We start from the raw sequence: 14464 nt of genomic DNA, 5'->3' as shown, positions 1-14464 counted from the left end.
ATAGCTTTCTAAACATCTTCGAACTTATCTAAAATCTGGCGGATGCTTAGGTTTTAGGAAATAAATTACTGCCTGGGCAATCGTTGCATCATAAGCGCTATTTTTTCCTAATCACATAAATACCCTTTTTACCATTTTCATGAAAATTGGTGCTATAATCGTAGGCTAGAAAACCAACATCACTTTTATTGGCAAAATTTAGAGGTAAGCCAAAAAGGTAAATATCGCTTTGCGTAATTGCGCCTATGCCATTGTGCTTATACCCAACGGTTTTAAAATTAAATACTTCATTGTGTACATTTAATTCGTAATAAGCAGTGCCGTAAAAGGTATTAGGAATACCTGGATTATAATATCCTTCGGTAGTATAGGTTTCCTTAGAAAAAGCCAGGGTTTTTAATGCTCCAAAAGCTTCATATTTTAGTGCTTGGTCTCGAAAAAAAGAAAAGTCTGAATTGTACGGCGTAATGTAATCGTCGGTATGACGAAGTTCATTAGAATAAGTTGCCCTTGCTGGGTCTTTAAGAAAATGCTCTTCGTGCCATTTATGAGGAATTTTTCTGCCTTTTATTTTACACTCTATTTTCGAACCTTCCGCATAAACATACATAGGGCCAGCGTTTAAAAAAGTATAAAGTTTTGTCCATTTGCCATCGTTGCGGAAGTACACGCACTGTGCGTTTTCCAAATCGGTATGCCAACCATAAAGCACAATGTCGGCAGTTGAATACTTCTGTTCGAATATTTGTTCCCACTCTTTTGGCGCTAGGTTTTTATCGCGATTAAGCACTTCGCTAAAAGGTAGGGCAAGCGGCTTAACAGCAGAAAAATCATAAATACCATCAGCGCCAATAACAAAACAATTAATTGATTCTACAAATTTAAAGGCATCTTTTCCCTCAAACTTAAGTTCAAATACGTTTTTTCCATTGCTATCTATTTTGATGATATGAAAATAACCATTGGTTTGGAAGTTGCTTAAGAGAAAGAAATTGTTTTGCGGAAAGTAGCGTATGTTAACATTGGCTGTTTCTGTAGCTCTGTACATTGCATATTTGTCCGATTTTAACCCATCGTTTAATTCAGGAAACTTTTTGTAGTTAGTAAAGAGCAATTTAGGGGATAGATTGATTACCGTGCACCTATCTATCACTAAAATGATGATGATAAGAATAAATATGAAGAGATACATTTTTTTCATTTTATGAGGTGGAGGTTTAATTTCTTTTGATTTTATGAAGTTTTAATAAACCTTGCTTCCGGCAATGGTAAGTGCATGTGTAGTTTTTATAGATGGGCAACATCTGCCATCAGTTTCTGCGTAGGCCAGTTTTTCGACGTAGATTTTGCCTTTAGTTATTTTAAGGAAGCTAAACATATAGTCGGGTTCATATCCGGCAATTACGTTAACGGCTGACCCGGTATTTTTGTAAAGTGTTAAACCTTGGGCAACGATGGTATTTCCACCTTCGTTTGGCGCAAGAGAAAAATAAATGGCGATATCCTCCAAGCCATCTCCGGTAAAATCTCCAGTAAAGGTGTCCTGGCTATCCAAATAGGCATTGTGCGCATTTAGCATAGTTGGTAAATACTTCGCAAATTGTGCTTCTGCAAGTTTTACGGCATCTTTTAGCGGAATTTTTTTCTGGTTCGATTCAGCTGTTCTTAATTCAAGATCCTTTTCTTTCAACGCTAATTTTTTTTCTTTTAGTTCTAGTTCCTTTTGCTTTTCCTCGGTGGCATTGTTACAGCCAAGTGATGTGAGCATAATCACTAAAATGAGAAGTCTATACCCTAATTTCATATCGTTAACAATCTAAAAAATTAATAATACGTAAACGTCATCGATTTAACCATTGTGCCTTCCTTTGAATCTACAATTATATCTATCAAACGCTTTATATTTACTAATATCAATAACAGCATCTTTCGGCAGATAAACGGTTTTTTGCGATACCGATTTTAGTCTCCCTTTTAAACCATATTTTTTTATGGTTTCATTAATGTCCTCTTTAGTTACCTGGTAAATATTTTTTGGCTGTAGATCAATTTTCTCGACCCTGTTTTGCCCACAACTTTGCAGGCAAACAAAAACCAGTATAATAGGGATGATATTTTTCGTTTTCATATCTTTCTAAAATGATTATCAGTAAAATTTTTAATTAGGTTTGAACCTTTTACCAACTAAACATCATCATAAAAATAGAATAAGAATTACGAATAAAATCTCTGATTACAATTCGCCTGGCTTTGCTAATAATTCGTCGGATTTTGATTGTTATTCGCAATTACCTTGGAGGAAAGATTGGGGTTGTAGCCTTTAACCTGGCCAAAACGGACTGCCTACTGTTTTAGTGGCTATCATCGCGTTTTAATACTGTTTTTTGTATACAGGTTAGAATGGGGAATTGGTCTATTTTTTTTTCCTGGCCTTTGCTGGTGGCAATTCTGTAAGGGAAATTCTAATTAATTCACTCAACCAATCACTGTCTTCTATTTTTTCTTCAATCAAGAAGCTTGGCTTTGCACCTTCGTAGGGTGAAGCTTCAACAACTTCCCCAATAAATGCTCTGCCAGAAATAGTTGGTTTAACAAATAACTTGTTGTCGCACACCAAGGCGAACAATATTTCGTCAGCATAAATTCCATACTCGCCAAACATTTTCTTAGCGGTTATTTTTCCCACATTTTGGATTTGTTCTACAACAAAATCTACAAAATTTTGGTCGGAAGCCATTGTTTAATATTTTATTTTAGGGTTAGGCATACATAAAACTACTGATTCCAGTTCGCAATTGCTTTTTGTAAAGCAGCATCGGTATTCAATAGTTTTAACAGCTCATCATCATTTAGTTTTTGTTTTTGCGATAACAGCATGCTCCATATTTTTTTCATTGAAGATGCTCCGCCTGCATCGTAAATATCGCCCGCCATAACATGGAAACGACATTGATACCAGCCATAATTATCGGGAAAATTTTTAGCTATTTCATTATAATTGGCTTCAAAATCTTCCAGTTTTGTAAATTTTAATCGTTGAGTAGGGAAGGAAGAAACTGCCGTTTTGGTAAACACAGTGATGTAGGGCAGTTGTTTAGGGTCGTTATCAGCCAGATAAGTGTGTAATAATATGTTGCACAACAATTCGTTTAGCCAATTTCGCTGACCAAGCATTTTGGCTGCACTCTGAAATGCATGTCCCAATTCGTGTATCGCTAATAAATCGAAGGCATTGGTTAAATTAATTTCACCATTCTTGTCGGTATAAGTTGCTTTCATTTTCTCGGCAAGTTCTTGAGGTAATTTGTCGACAGGAGCTGCATTTCGTTTCCAAAAATCATTATTTTCTGATGCGACCACCAATCTTCCATCTGGTAAATAATGTGGAATGCCATAAATAGCTTGTGGATGGGCATATTTTTTCCAATCAGTAGGAGATAAAACCAATAAGGTATAGCTTGGTTTTACATTGAATTGTTTTTGAAAGTAGGTTTCAGCTTTAGCTACGTCAGTTGATATTTTTACAGCCCTTTCTTTTGCGTTCTCGCTAAAGTAAACATTTTGGCTAATGTTGCTTAGCTTTTGAAGGCCATCATAGGTTTGGGCAAAAGTTAAATTAGTCAATACCAGAAATAACACGATGATGATCTTGGATTTCATAGCTTTCGAGTTTTGATTAAACGTATTGTAAGGTTTGTGCTGGTCGGAAACTGCTTGACGAAGAGGGGAGCGACAACGAAACTTTAACTAAAATACAAATTTTGATTCAAGTATAAATGTTGATGTCGTTGAAAGTTGAATTGAAAACTGTTTGTGAATTTGGCACTAAACCCAACAGTTTGCAAAACCCTCATTAGCAGTTGCCATTTTAATTGTAGGTTTTCTGCTCAACTTTACAATTTTCTTTTTTTGCGCTCTATGGCAATGAATTCGGGTAGATAATCCGGTGTACAACCTTTTGAAACCATTTGTTCTTTGTAAAGTCCTGTTTTTTCTCCCAGTGCAACACAACGATCTTGATATTTTTTTTCATAAACGCCAATCCAACCTGCTGTGAAATTCATTGCCCATTGCACTTCTGGTTCTTCGTTTTCAATTTTCTTTTCAATTTTAAAAAGCAATTGTTCACTATCTGGTTGTATTTTTCCCATCCAACGCAAACGAGCCTGATAATACCAGTAAACCCTTCTTTTTAGTGAAGAAGGATTATTTTCCCAACTTGTTAGAAAAGCAATCGTTCTTTTGTCTTTCATCAATTGGTTTGCCATTAGCCAATCTATAAGTTGCAGTTTTTCATTGTTTTCGTGTTGATTGATGTCATTAATTAAATCGTCAATCGCCTGCTCCGAAAGTTGTCTTTTGTCCATGATGAGGATTGCCAATTGTCTGGCAAAGAAAACGCCTGTTGCCCAAAGTTCCATTGCTAGCCCATGATCTTGTTTAATGTCTTTTGCAATGGTTCGCAAATCCCCAAGTTTGGTATTCATCCCACTAATTTGGGCGAATATTTTTTCAGCTTTGGTTGATAGTTTCATTATTAGCTTGCTATTTATAAAGTTGCAGATTAATCGAAGTATAAAGCGTGAATTTTAGACTTTCCGCCCGCTATTGCCAAAGCCTTATCAGTGGTACTGGTTTTCTTAATGTCCTTTTGTTACCTCGTCAAAAATTCGCAGATAGTTTCCACCACCAATTTTTCCAATTTCTTTTTCAGTATAGCCTGCTTTCAACAAGGCTTCTACAACTGTGAAATAAAAACCTTGTTTTTCTCCTCCCCAAACGTTATTGGTTGTATCGCCACCTTGTTTTTTATTTTCATTGCCTTGTGGTTTATCCTCACTGTTGAAATTGCTATCATTCTTGTTCTGCCTTGGTCTTTCTTTAGGTTGTTCCCATTTATCGTTTGGTGAACGATAAGCGGGTGTCATTTTGGTATCTGTTCCAATAGCAACATGGTCAATTCCCACAATATCTACCATCGCTTTTATGTTATCTGCAAAAGCAGTTGGTGTATCTGCAAGATGAGTCCAAATACCGATTACGCCGCCTGCATCTGCAACTATCTTGGCTTGGTCTTTACTGATTAATCTCGGTTTCATCATTTTTGCCATAAACTCCTTATCGCCCAAACGCGTATTTAAGCCTGTATGAGAGATGATGAACGGCTTTGTCATAACTTTTAAAGCACCGTTAATGGTATTGTTGTCGCAGTGTGAAAGGTCAACCAAAATTCCAAGTCGTTCACATTCTTTAATCACTTCTGCTCCGAATGTAGTCAGTCCGCCCCATTTAGGTGAATTGGTAAAAATGTCTCCCAAAGGAACAGACGCGTCATTGTCGTGTAGTAATGTTAAATGTCTTAATCCTCGGTCATAAGCAACTTTAAGTCTATCAATTTTTCCTTCTAAAAAGTGTGCACCTTCCACCGATTGAATTACAGTTGGTGTCTTCGTTTGGTGTGCACTTTTTAAATCTAATAAATTAAGAGAACGTTTCATTTTATTGTGCTCAAGAGCCGAGTCCATCGCTGTAAGTCCATTTAAAAATCGGTCATAAGCTTGTCCTTGTTCCGTTAATTTCTGATAGTCTACGGCAAATGTCATCACAATGGCAGATAAGCCGGAATTTTTCATTTGCCCGATCAGATCAATTTCTGGTCCCGGTAATTCTGAGGAGAGCAATGGAACATCGATATGATTATGCGTATCTATTCCAAAAGTTTTAGCAACAATTTTAGCCACTTTTTTTTCATCATCGCTCAACCAAGCCCAAGCTGAAAAAGGATTAGCAATAAGTGCAGCACTTGCCGCTGACATTGTTGCCAAAAATCTTCTTCTGGTCCATTCACGTTTAATTTCGTCCATTCTTTTTGTTCTATGATGATGTTTACGCGTTCGTTTTCATTTGGCTAATTGCTACTAACGCACTAACCTTGTGACAGCAATAGCATTCCGTCTGCCGAATATAGTACAAAAGCTAAATAGTACCGCAAAATTGAGGTCATGTTTGTAAGTGGTCACGGCAATGCCGTCCGGGTGGTTGTCCGGTTTCTTGCCTGTGTTGGTTCTGCATTTTCACCCCAAAAAATCAATGATAAATTTTGCGGTCTCATTTGGCTTTTCAGCAAGAATAAAATGACCACAATCTTCAACTTTTTTTAGTTGTAAGTCAGTTGTCGCGTTTGATAATGACATTTCTAACATACTGTATCCGCTACCACCAATTCCAAGCACGGGCATATCTAGTTTTTTGTAGGTTTTACTATCTTCAATGTCTTGTGGAAAGGCTTGATACCAGGCATTTGACGATCGAATTGCCTCTTTGCTGTTATAGGCAAATTCATACACTTCTTTATCAAAATCACTCATGCTGTTCTGGTCAACAAGTAAGTTTTTGAATAGCCATTTAATTACCATATTCATTCGTCCATCAAGCAGCTGTTCAGGGAGTTCTTTTACTTGATTAAATGCTAACCACCAGGGATAAAGGTAAGTTGCTCCTAACATTGGCAACATGGGTAATTGGTACATTCCGGCGTCCGGATGCGGGGTGTCCAACATTATTAATTTAGAAGTTGATTGTGGAAAATTTGCTGCAAAACTAAAAGCAACATGAGCGCCAATATCGTGTCCGCCAATGTGCACTTTTTCGTATCCCAATTGCTTGACAAGCTCAAATATGTCTTTCGCCATATTCTTTTTCTCGTAACCATCGGCTGGTTTGTCAGAACTGCCCATTCCTCTCATTTCAACAACGATAACAAAATATTTGTCAGCAAGAATAGGCATCACCTTATGGTAAGCCCACCAGGTTTCGGGATAACCAGGAATTAAAATTAATGGCTCCCCTTTACCACCTTCAACATAATGTAATTTCGTCCCATTCACCTCTGCATAGTTATTTGCAAAATTTGGTAGCGATTTAATAAGTGCTTCATTTGTGTATTTCATCCTGCTTTTTATTTGTTATTGAGTGCTCTGTTTTACATTGCAATAATAAATACTAGTTTTGTAACCAACAAGTATGAAGTATACTGTATAGTTAATATTTATTTTTGAATACCTACCTTATGAAATTGATAAATCAACTTTCCAAAGAAACAGGCATACCGATTGGAACCATTCGTTTTTACGAAAAAAGCGGGCTGGTGAAAGGTCAAACTAAGAAAGAAGTCACTACCAACAATTATGTATATTATGATGAGGAAACTGTTGAGAAACTTAGGTTTATACAAATGGCCAAAGCTGTAGGTTTTACCTTGTCAGAAATTAAAGAGGTTGTAGATGCCTGGTATAAAAAACAGATTAGTAAAGTGGCAAAAATTGAAGTGCTGAACAAAAAGTTGTTACAAATAGACGAGAAAATGAAGGAATTGAAGGCTGTCAAAAAGCAAATAGCAGTTTGTATATATAATATTGAGAACGAAGATGACTAAATCCTTTCAAGGAGTGGTGACGGTTTGCCGGTGACGTTTTGCGGCTTGGCGGTGGTGGGGAATCGAAGCACAAAACTTTAATTTTGCACAAAAGTTGAACCGAAGTATCCCGTACCTACGGGATTGATTTTGCAGTTTCGCCCCACTATTGCAAAGCCCTTGTTAGCGGTTCGGGCTTTTGTCTATTATCTCTTTAAATTTAGTTTTGTCAATACCGCCACCATTTTGAGAAATGTCGCCAATATCATTTTGTGTTTTAATAATTTTATAGTCTACAAGCACTCTCGAAATAATATCTTCAAAGTTATTTTTTACCCTTGCATAACGAAAGAACGTCTTGATATGTTCAGATTTCTTATCAGTAATTGCTCTAATTTTCAATTCAAAAAATGTTGGGATTGTCAACCTAACTAATTGCTGGTATTGCTTATAACTAAGTTTTTTACTTCCATTTACGTTTTTACTGTAATTTATTTTTGTGTCTTTTGAATTGAGTGGGAATGGCGAAATGTCCACAATGAGTAGTCCGATTTCATTACATATTTTAATAAAATCTTCCTTGTCGTCTATTTGCCTATTCAATATGTCGCCCAAATCACTTCGATAGAAAAATTGAGAATTGTTAGTTTTTGGATTGTAAATATATTTTTTAATATTTCCCCAAAGCGGTGCTTCAGCAATCATTAAATAATTTACCGTTTTGATTTGCTTAAAGTTGTCAAGCCAAATTTTGTAAATTTCATTAAAGGCATTTTCCAGGTAAATATTGTCTGTGTCAAACGCACCAGAAAGTCCATTTTGTTCGTAGAAAAATTTTAGGTTTGTTTTATTGTCAAAATAATTCATTTCTGTTGTTTTGTTGAAGTTCTGAACGTCGTCTTTAGCCTGATCGCTAACGGTTTGCAGCTTGACGAAGTGGCGGAAATCGAAGCACAAATGTTCAGTTTTGCACAAAAGTTCAATCGAAGAACTGCCGTTGAATTTAGCACTAAACCCGCCATTTTGCCAAACTGCTGTTAGGTGCAGTTTTATTTTATCTCAAAACTTATACCGTCAAACTTGTCGACAAGCTGTTGAATATTTATTGTCTGAATGCTCAATTGCGAACAAATTGCAGGTATTTTTTTGAAAACTTTATTGTCATTACTGACTTCTGTTTCTTCGGTTACGAGAAATACCTCCTCGTTTGGATTATCTTTTATGAGAGTAAGGCTTGTTAGAATTAATTTCATATCAGCCGAATTCATAAAGTCGTTTTTAACTGAGTCGTATTGAGTTTCTGTTAGGCGATTTTTCTGAACACCATTTACAAATTGGTTGTCTACCTGTCTGTAAAATTTAGCAGGTGCAGGTGGTAAGATGAACTCTGTATTGAATGGAAGTTTGTTCGTTTTATTAAAAGTCTTGTCAGTTAAAAACGCAAGTGTTGTCAAAACAATTCCTTTTGATGTGTAGGCACACTCATCAACAATCTTGTCAATAACCAAGATTTCTCCATTTGCAATTTTTGATTTAATTGCATCAAATAAAATTGTTTTCTTATCAAATGGTAAGTAGTACCGAACCAACGACAATAAAGAGCTGGTATCAATTACTACTTTCATAGAGGAAATTATCAATTTTATCTGGTTTTATGTTTAGCTTTTTGCAGAATTCGTATTCACTAATTACACCTTCATAAAATGCGGTTTGAATTGTTGATACTAACAATGGCGATTTAATTGGTATTGGCGTCGAACCACCAGGATTAATTCCGTTCTGCTTGTCTAATTCTCTTTTCTTCTTTAATTCTTCATTTTTAATTCTAAAGTCCTCTTCAAAACCAGCTTTTACTTTGTTGTAATTAGCTGGACTGATTTTATTAATCAAAAGCAATTTTGTAAAAATTGCAATTCTACTTAAATGAGTTTTTTCGGATATTGATTGAATTAAGTCAATATTATAATCATTTTGGGCAGTTGAATTATCAATAGTTTCAATGATTTCTTCAAATTCTCCACTTAAAAAATGGAAAGCAAAATCATTACACCAAGTTTCAATTCTTGATAATTTTTGATTTACGAAATCTTGATAATCAATTTGGTCTATTTCCTCTTCATTCAGAATATAATGCCCCAATTCGTGGGCAAGCGTAAATATTTCTCTTTTAAAAGAAATTTGTTGCCGTTTTAAAACAATAACATTTGGCTTAAGGAAAAAGCCGTCAATATTTGCTCTTTCTTTTTTGTTCCAAGTTTCTACAAACTCAAAAACTAAAATATTTTTCTCTGCAAGTTTTTTTATTAGTTCTGTTAGAAAATCTTTATCCTTGATTTTAAATTCGGGATTTACCAATTTTCTTATTTCTGTTGCTACATTTTTGGGATTACTGTTTAGTGTAAAAACAGGTAATATTCTATCAAACTTTATGTCAGATAGTTCAGCAATGGCGGATAAAGAGATTTTAAATTCTTCAAAATGATTTACAATCTTTCTTGCACCTAAACTTAAATCAACATCAAATTTAGTCTTTCTAAAAAATATACTTGCATCTTTAGAAACATCTGGTGATTTTGGGTCTAAATAGTAATGAATACCTTTATTGAAAACTTTATCAATTCTTTTAAGGTGTCCAAGTTCAATATTTGGACTTAATATCTGTTTTTTTGTTATGGGTTTAGTTAAACCTTCACTTATCAAAGGCAATAGTTCTTCAACCGACATCTTTAGCAGTGTCAGCAAGTACTTTAGCCTTTCTATGTTTTGTTCAACTTTCAAGAATTTTTCTTTAATTTATTTGCAAATATACTCAAATTTTTGGTTGACTGTCGATGCACAGTAGTTCGGGAAAATCGCACCTAACGTTTCGGGGCTTGGCGATGGCGGGCAAATCGAAGCGGAAACTTTCAACTAAAATACAAATTTTAATCGAAGCGCAAAACGTGAACTTTTGACGTTCCGCCCGCTATTGCCAAACCCTTGTTGGCAGATGCGCCTGTCACTTCGATTGTTTTAGTTTTGTTAAATTTCTAGAATATTTTCGATTTTTCAGCGTTATTTTTTTCTCGTTTTTTACTTGTTAAATCTCCATTTTTCAATTTTTTTTCCTTTGCGCAAGTTTCAGAACGTATTTTATTCAGCAGTTTTTGTTCGGCAAGATTTTGTCCATTTTTTTTGTTAAAGTCGAGTAGAAGTTGTCGAAACAGTTGTCAGAAATGGTCATTGAAAATTTCGTTAAGTCAGTGGTTTTTGAAAATTTTTGTCAGCGTTTTTTTAGTCCGATAGAAAATGAATTCAGACCTCTCAGCGCAAAGAAAGTTAGGTCTGGATTCAGTTTCTTTTATGATTCAAGTTTGTCCAATATTCAGAACCGTTGTTTTTATGCCGAATCTTCAATGGCGTTTCTGCCAACGTTTCGGGGCTTTGCGATGGTGGGGCAACCGAAGCACAAAACTTCAATTTTGCACAAAAGTTGAACCAAAGAACAACTGTTGAACTTTGCAGTTTCGCCCCACTATTGCAAAACCCTTGTTAGGCGATGTTTTTTTCGGCTTCTTTTATTTCCTTAATATTTCTAAAAAAAAATCGTCCATTATTTTCAATTCCAAATTCGCCTAAGCTTAATTTTTTTGCAATTAATTTGTCTTCAATAACTAGTATTTCGTCTGTTAATTCAGTATTTACTTCTCCGAAATTTACTTCAATAGCTGAAAATTGTATAAAATGCTTATCCGTTTCAAAAGCTATTTCAATTGGAACAAAATATTTACCTAAAAATGCTTTATGCCAATAAATTTTTGCATCAATTATTGTATCATTTAGAAACTTTGAAGGATAATTTTTTTGGTTTTTATTTTCAATAAATTCAAATTCAGTAATATTTCCTTTTTTTAAATTTAAGCCATTATAATGTTTTGCAAAAAAGTAATTTCCTAAGTAATATTTTTCGTTATTTAATATTATTTCAACGCCATTTAGTAAGCTTTTACCGTAAATATTTTCCTGTTCATTGTAATCAATATCTTCATCATCTAAAAAGAAAATTAGTTGATTAATTTGTTTTCCAATAAAGCTATTTGTTAAATCAAAAATATTTTGATATTCATTGATTTCCTCTTGATTCCACGTTGTTGTCATAAAATATCGCCTAACGTTTCGGGGCTTTGCGATGGTGGGGCAATCGAAGCACAAAACCTCAATTTTACACAAAAGTTGAACCGAAGAACAACCGTTGAACTTTGCAGTTTTGCCCCACTATTGCAAAACCCTTGTTGGCAGTAGTTTTTTTATTCGTTTCTATATGTTTTTAAGTTTTTCGTCAAACCAAATGTCTTCATAACCTTTACTGTCAATTAAAAATCTGAAACCAATGTCAAGTCCTAAATATTTAATTATTTCTGGTCTTTGTTGTAGCAAATGTTCAGCACAAATTGGTTTGAAAAAGTCGTCTGCTTCTGAATATTCACCCGTCCATATAAACCAACCCGTTGTTCTTTTTTCTGCTGGATGTCTTAGTCCATTAATTGGGTCTTTTTCAAGATTTGTGGAAACACCGATATTTAATTTCTTGTTGATTGGTTTCCAAGTTGAGTTACTTTTTTCGCAAATTTCTTTTTGTGTGTCAATGTGTACATTCCAATTATTATGAGTTAGCAAATCGTCTTTTTCAGACAATAAACGTTTTTTCCACAGTGAAACATTTGTTTTGTTAATTTCAAAATTAATATTCTCGTTATCCCACTCAAAAATTGTGTCTGAAATAATTTCGTCTTCGTCCCATTCGAAATCATCATCGCTAATTGCCGTCCAAGCAAAATTTTGAATCACAGTTTTGTCAATTTTATCGTCTAAAAAATTGTCGCAAAGTTCTATTAAATTTTGTCTGGTTACCTTCATTTCGGGTTGTTTCTAAAATTACTGCCAACATCTAAATTTACGCATTGCGTAAATCTAAGTTATAATCAATTGCGTAAAGCCATAAAATATTTCTGGCTTTACGAATGTTTAATTCAAATTCTGCAGTACAATTTTGAACCAAATGCGCAATCGCTTCCTTTATTTCCACTAAAATAGAAAATAATTTCACTTGCACATTACAGAAAACCGTATAGCGGTTTGTATTTTCAGCATTCATATATTTACTGATTTTGCCACTTAGCCCCGATAGGAGTGGAAAGCCCGCAATCCCGATTTTTTCGGGAGCGGACTTGAAACGGATAGCGGGAGCAAGCCTTAAAAGTTGCTGCTGGCTTTGCGCTTCAAATCCTAAAAAACTGTAAATCCTCAAAATTTATTAAATTACCATCCTAAAATTTCCTAAATGAAGAAAATCTTATTTTACGGAGCGGCGATTGCCATGTTTGCCAGTTCTTGCCAGCAAGCATCAGAAAGTGAAACAAGCGGGCCAGATTCTTTGGCCATTAAAGCAATTAACGATTCGAGCTTGACCAAATATTTATCGGCCATTGCTGCCGACAGCCTGGAAGGGAGAAAACCTTTTACCAATGGCGAAACCAAAACCATTAACTACCTAAAACGTGAGTTTGAACAACTCGGTTTAGAACCAGGAAACGGTGATAGCTTTTTCCAGGAAGTGCCTATGGTTGAAATTAAATCGATACCCGAAAGTAAAATGGTGATCAAAGGGAAAACGGGTAGTTTAAACCTGAATTACCTGACTGATTTCGTTGCCGGATCTCGTAGGGTGCAGAATGAAGTGAGTATTGCGAATTCACCTTTGGTTTTTGCCGGCTATGGTATTGTGGCGCCAGAATATGGCTGGAACGACTATAAAAACCTGGATGTAAAGGGTAAAACAGTGGTGGTGATGATCAACGACCCGGGTTTTGCGGATTCAACTTTGTTTAAAGGCAAAAACATGACTTATTATGGCCGTTGGACATATAAATTCGAAGAAGCTTCGCGGCAGGGTGCGGCTGGTGTGTTAATTATTCATGATACAGAGCCTGCTGCTTATCCATGGAGTGTGGTGAGAAGTGGCTGGTCGAAATCGAAGCTAACTTTGCAGTCGGCAGATAATGGCATGAACCGAACGGTAGTTGAGGGCTGGATTTCATTGGAAAAAGCGAAGGAACTTTTTAAAATGGCCGGACAAAGTGATGCCTTATTTGAAGCTGCCAGAAGGAAAGATTTTAAAGCTGTGGATTTGAATGCTAGCACATCACTTGTGGTGAAAAATAATGTCAAAAAATCAGTTACGTATAATGTTTTAGCTAAAATACCGGGCGATAAAAAGAAAGATGAAGCCATTATTTACTCGGCACACTGGGATCATTTAGGTGTGGGCGAAAAGATTCAGGGCGATTCGATTTACAATGGTGCGGTAGATAACGCTACGGGTGTGGCTTCGTTATTTGAGCTGGCTTCGGCGTTTAAAAAGTTGCCAAAAAAGCAGCAGCGTACCATTTTGTTTATTTCTTACACCGCCGAGGAGCAAGGCTTACTGGGATCGGAATATTATGCCAAACATCCCTCTTTTCCGCTGGATAAAACCGTGGCCAACATTAATATGGATATGATGGGTATTGCTGGTAAAACCAAAGATATTGTGGTCTATGGTTTTGGTCAGTCGGAGTTAGAGGATTATGCTGCGGCTTCGGCAAAAAAGCAGGGAAGGGTAGTGGTTCCGGATCCGGTTCCATCTTCGGGTTTATATTACCGTTCTGATCATTTTAATCTGGCTAAAGTAGGTGTGCCTTCTTTGTTTACCGGTTCGGGTGTCGACAATGTTAAAAATGGCAGAGAATGGGGTTTGAAACAAGTGGCTGACTTTACCAAATTCAGGTATCATTCACCACAGGATAATTTCGATGCCAATACCTGGGATTTATCTGGCATAGTGGAAGATGTAAGATTGGTTTTTGATATGGGCTATCGTTTAAGCAATGAAGAGATTTACCCGAAATGGAAAGATGGCTCGGAATTTAAGGCCATCAGGGAAAAGAAATAAGGCTAAACATCCGTTTGAACTTATTCAGAAAAGCATTGATAACCTCCAAATATTGTTTCAGTCGATTAAGGCTGTAAATT

16 protein-coding genes are annotated in these 14464 nt (G+C 35.7%); 2 read left to right on the top strand and 14 right to left on the bottom strand.

Annotated elements, in window-relative coordinates; translation table 11 throughout:
- Positions 1–97 precede the first annotated feature (97 nt).
- The 8 genes from EA772_RS20690 to EA772_RS20655 form a co-directional block, all read right to left on the bottom strand.
- Complete coding sequence (locus tag EA772_RS20690; protein WP_124914769.1) at positions 98–1201, bottom strand: hypothetical protein; 1104 nt, start codon at positions 1199–1201, stop codon at positions 98–100.
- Between the two features lie 42 nt (positions 1202–1243).
- The gene (locus EA772_RS20685) at positions 1244–1804 is read right to left on the bottom strand and encodes a hypothetical protein (RefSeq protein ID WP_124914768.1); all 561 of its coding nucleotides are present in this window, start codon (positions 1802–1804) and stop codon (positions 1244–1246) included.
- A gap of 45 nt (positions 1805–1849) precedes the next feature.
- Complete coding sequence (locus EA772_RS20680; RefSeq protein WP_124914767.1) at positions 1850–2128, bottom strand: hypothetical protein; 279 nt, start codon at positions 2126–2128, stop codon at positions 1850–1852.
- A 285-nt stretch (positions 2129–2413) separates the two neighbouring features.
- Entirely contained in the window at positions 2414–2737 is a 324-nt protein-coding gene (locus EA772_RS20675; RefSeq protein ID WP_124914766.1) for a TfoX/Sxy family protein, read from the bottom strand.
- Positions 2738–2775: 38 nt separating this feature from the next.
- The gene (locus EA772_RS20670) at positions 2776–3660 is read right to left on the bottom strand and encodes a hypothetical protein (RefSeq protein ID WP_124914765.1); all 885 of its coding nucleotides are present in this window, start codon (positions 3658–3660) and stop codon (positions 2776–2778) included.
- 233 nt (positions 3661–3893) lie between these two features.
- Positions 3894–4487 carry a DNA alkylation repair protein gene (locus EA772_RS20665; protein ID WP_246834006.1) on the bottom strand — a complete coding sequence of 198 codons (594 nt, stop codon included), beginning with the start codon at positions 4485–4487 and terminating at the stop codon, positions 3894–3896.
- A gap of 153 nt (positions 4488–4640) precedes the next feature.
- Complete coding sequence (locus EA772_RS20660) at positions 4641–5864, bottom strand: dipeptidase (protein ID WP_124914763.1); 1224 nt, start codon at positions 5862–5864, stop codon at positions 4641–4643.
- A gap of 210 nt (positions 5865–6074) precedes the next feature.
- The gene (locus tag EA772_RS20655) at positions 6075–6950 is read right to left on the bottom strand and encodes an alpha/beta fold hydrolase (RefSeq protein ID WP_124914762.1); all 876 of its coding nucleotides are present in this window, start codon (positions 6948–6950) and stop codon (positions 6075–6077) included.
- Between the two features lie 119 nt (positions 6951–7069).
- On the opposite strand from EA772_RS20655, the gene EA772_RS20650 reads away from it, so the two are divergent.
- The gene (locus tag EA772_RS20650; RefSeq protein WP_124914761.1) at positions 7070–7435 is read left to right on the top strand and encodes a MerR family transcriptional regulator; all 366 of its coding nucleotides are present in this window, start codon (positions 7070–7072) and stop codon (positions 7433–7435) included.
- A gap of 162 nt (positions 7436–7597) precedes the next feature.
- Here the strand turns inward: EA772_RS20650 and EA772_RS20645 are convergent, their stop codons facing one another.
- The 6 genes from EA772_RS20645 to EA772_RS20620 form a co-directional block, all read right to left on the bottom strand.
- Positions 7598–8389 carry a hypothetical protein gene (locus EA772_RS20645; RefSeq protein ID WP_210405059.1) on the bottom strand — a complete coding sequence of 264 codons (792 nt, stop codon included), beginning with the start codon at positions 8387–8389 and terminating at the stop codon, positions 7598–7600.
- 74 nt (positions 8390–8463) lie between these two features.
- The gene (locus tag EA772_RS20640) at positions 8464–9039 is read right to left on the bottom strand and encodes a DUF4411 family protein (protein ID WP_124914759.1); all 576 of its coding nucleotides are present in this window, start codon (positions 9037–9039) and stop codon (positions 8464–8466) included.
- Positions 9023–10192 carry an ImmA/IrrE family metallo-endopeptidase gene (locus EA772_RS20635; RefSeq protein ID WP_210405058.1) on the bottom strand — a complete coding sequence of 390 codons (1170 nt, stop codon included), beginning with the start codon at positions 10190–10192 and terminating at the stop codon, positions 9023–9025. Before EA772_RS20635 ends, EA772_RS20640 begins: the two co-directional genes overlap by 17 nt.
- 753 nt (positions 10193–10945) lie before the next feature.
- Positions 10946–11551, bottom strand: coding sequence for a hypothetical protein (locus EA772_RS20630; protein ID WP_124914758.1), 606 nt, complete (start codon positions 11549–11551; stop codon positions 10946–10948).
- A 159-nt stretch (positions 11552–11710) separates the two neighbouring features.
- On the bottom strand, positions 11711–12310 hold the full coding sequence (locus tag EA772_RS20625) for a hypothetical protein (RefSeq protein WP_124914757.1): 600 nt from the start codon (positions 12308–12310) through the stop codon (positions 11711–11713).
- A 37-nt stretch (positions 12311–12347) separates the two neighbouring features.
- Positions 12348–12701, bottom strand: a complete 354-nt coding sequence (locus EA772_RS20620; protein ID WP_124914756.1) for a hypothetical protein — start codon at positions 12699–12701, stop codon at positions 12348–12350.
- A gap of 33 nt (positions 12702–12734) precedes the next feature.
- On the opposite strand from EA772_RS20620, the gene EA772_RS20615 reads away from it, so the two are divergent.
- Positions 12735–14384, top strand: coding sequence for a M28 family metallopeptidase (locus tag EA772_RS20615; RefSeq protein WP_124914755.1), 1650 nt, complete (start codon positions 12735–12737; stop codon positions 14382–14384).
- The last annotated feature ends 80 nt before the right edge of the window (positions 14385–14464 follow it).

The sequence above is a fragment of the Pedobacter sp. G11 genome, assembly GCF_003860265.1.
GTDB lineage: Bacteria > Bacteroidota > Bacteroidia > Sphingobacteriales > Sphingobacteriaceae > Pedobacter > Pedobacter agri.
Note: the sequence above shows the minus strand (reverse complement) of the source record. Positions and strands in the feature narration are given on the sequence as shown.

Bases quoted from the DNA above. Each gene is read 5' to 3' on its own strand.
- EA772_RS20690 (WP_124914769.1), bottom strand. From the start codon at position 1,201: ATGAAAAAAATGTATCTCTTCATATTTATTCTTATCATCATCATTTTA.
- EA772_RS20685 (WP_124914768.1), bottom strand. From the start codon at position 1,804: ATGAAATTAGGGTATAGACTTCTCATTTTAGTGATTATGCTCACATCA.
- EA772_RS20680 (WP_124914767.1), bottom strand. From the start codon at position 2,128: ATGAAAACGAAAAATATCATCCCTATTATACTGGTTTTTGTTTGCCTG.
- EA772_RS20675 (WP_124914766.1), bottom strand. From the start codon at position 2,737: ATGGCTTCCGACCAAAATTTTGTAGATTTTGTTGTAGAACAAATCCAA.
- EA772_RS20670 (WP_124914765.1), bottom strand. From the start codon at position 3,660: ATGAAATCCAAGATCATCATCGTGTTATTTCTGGTATTGACTAATTTA.
- EA772_RS20665 (WP_246834006.1), bottom strand. From the start codon at position 4,487: ATGAATACCAAACTTGGGGATTTGCGAACCATTGCAAAAGACATTAAA.
- EA772_RS20660 (WP_124914763.1), bottom strand. From the start codon at position 5,864: ATGGACGAAATTAAACGTGAATGGACCAGAAGAAGATTTTTGGCAACA.
- EA772_RS20655 (WP_124914762.1), bottom strand. From the start codon at position 6,950: ATGAAATACACAAATGAAGCACTTATTAAATCGCTACCAAATTTTGCA.
- EA772_RS20650 (WP_124914761.1), top strand. From the start codon at position 7,070: ATGAAATTGATAAATCAACTTTCCAAAGAAACAGGCATACCGATTGGA.
- EA772_RS20640 (WP_124914759.1), bottom strand. From the start codon at position 9,039: ATGAAAGTAGTAATTGATACCAGCTCTTTATTGTCGTTGGTTCGGTAC.
- EA772_RS20630 (WP_124914758.1), bottom strand. From the start codon at position 11,551: ATGACAACAACGTGGAATCAAGAGGAAATCAATGAATATCAAAATATT.
- EA772_RS20625 (WP_124914757.1), bottom strand. From the start codon at position 12,310: ATGAAGGTAACCAGACAAAATTTAATAGAACTTTGCGACAATTTTTTA.
- EA772_RS20615 (WP_124914755.1), top strand. From the start codon at position 12,735: ATGAAGAAAATCTTATTTTACGGAGCGGCGATTGCCATGTTTGCCAGT.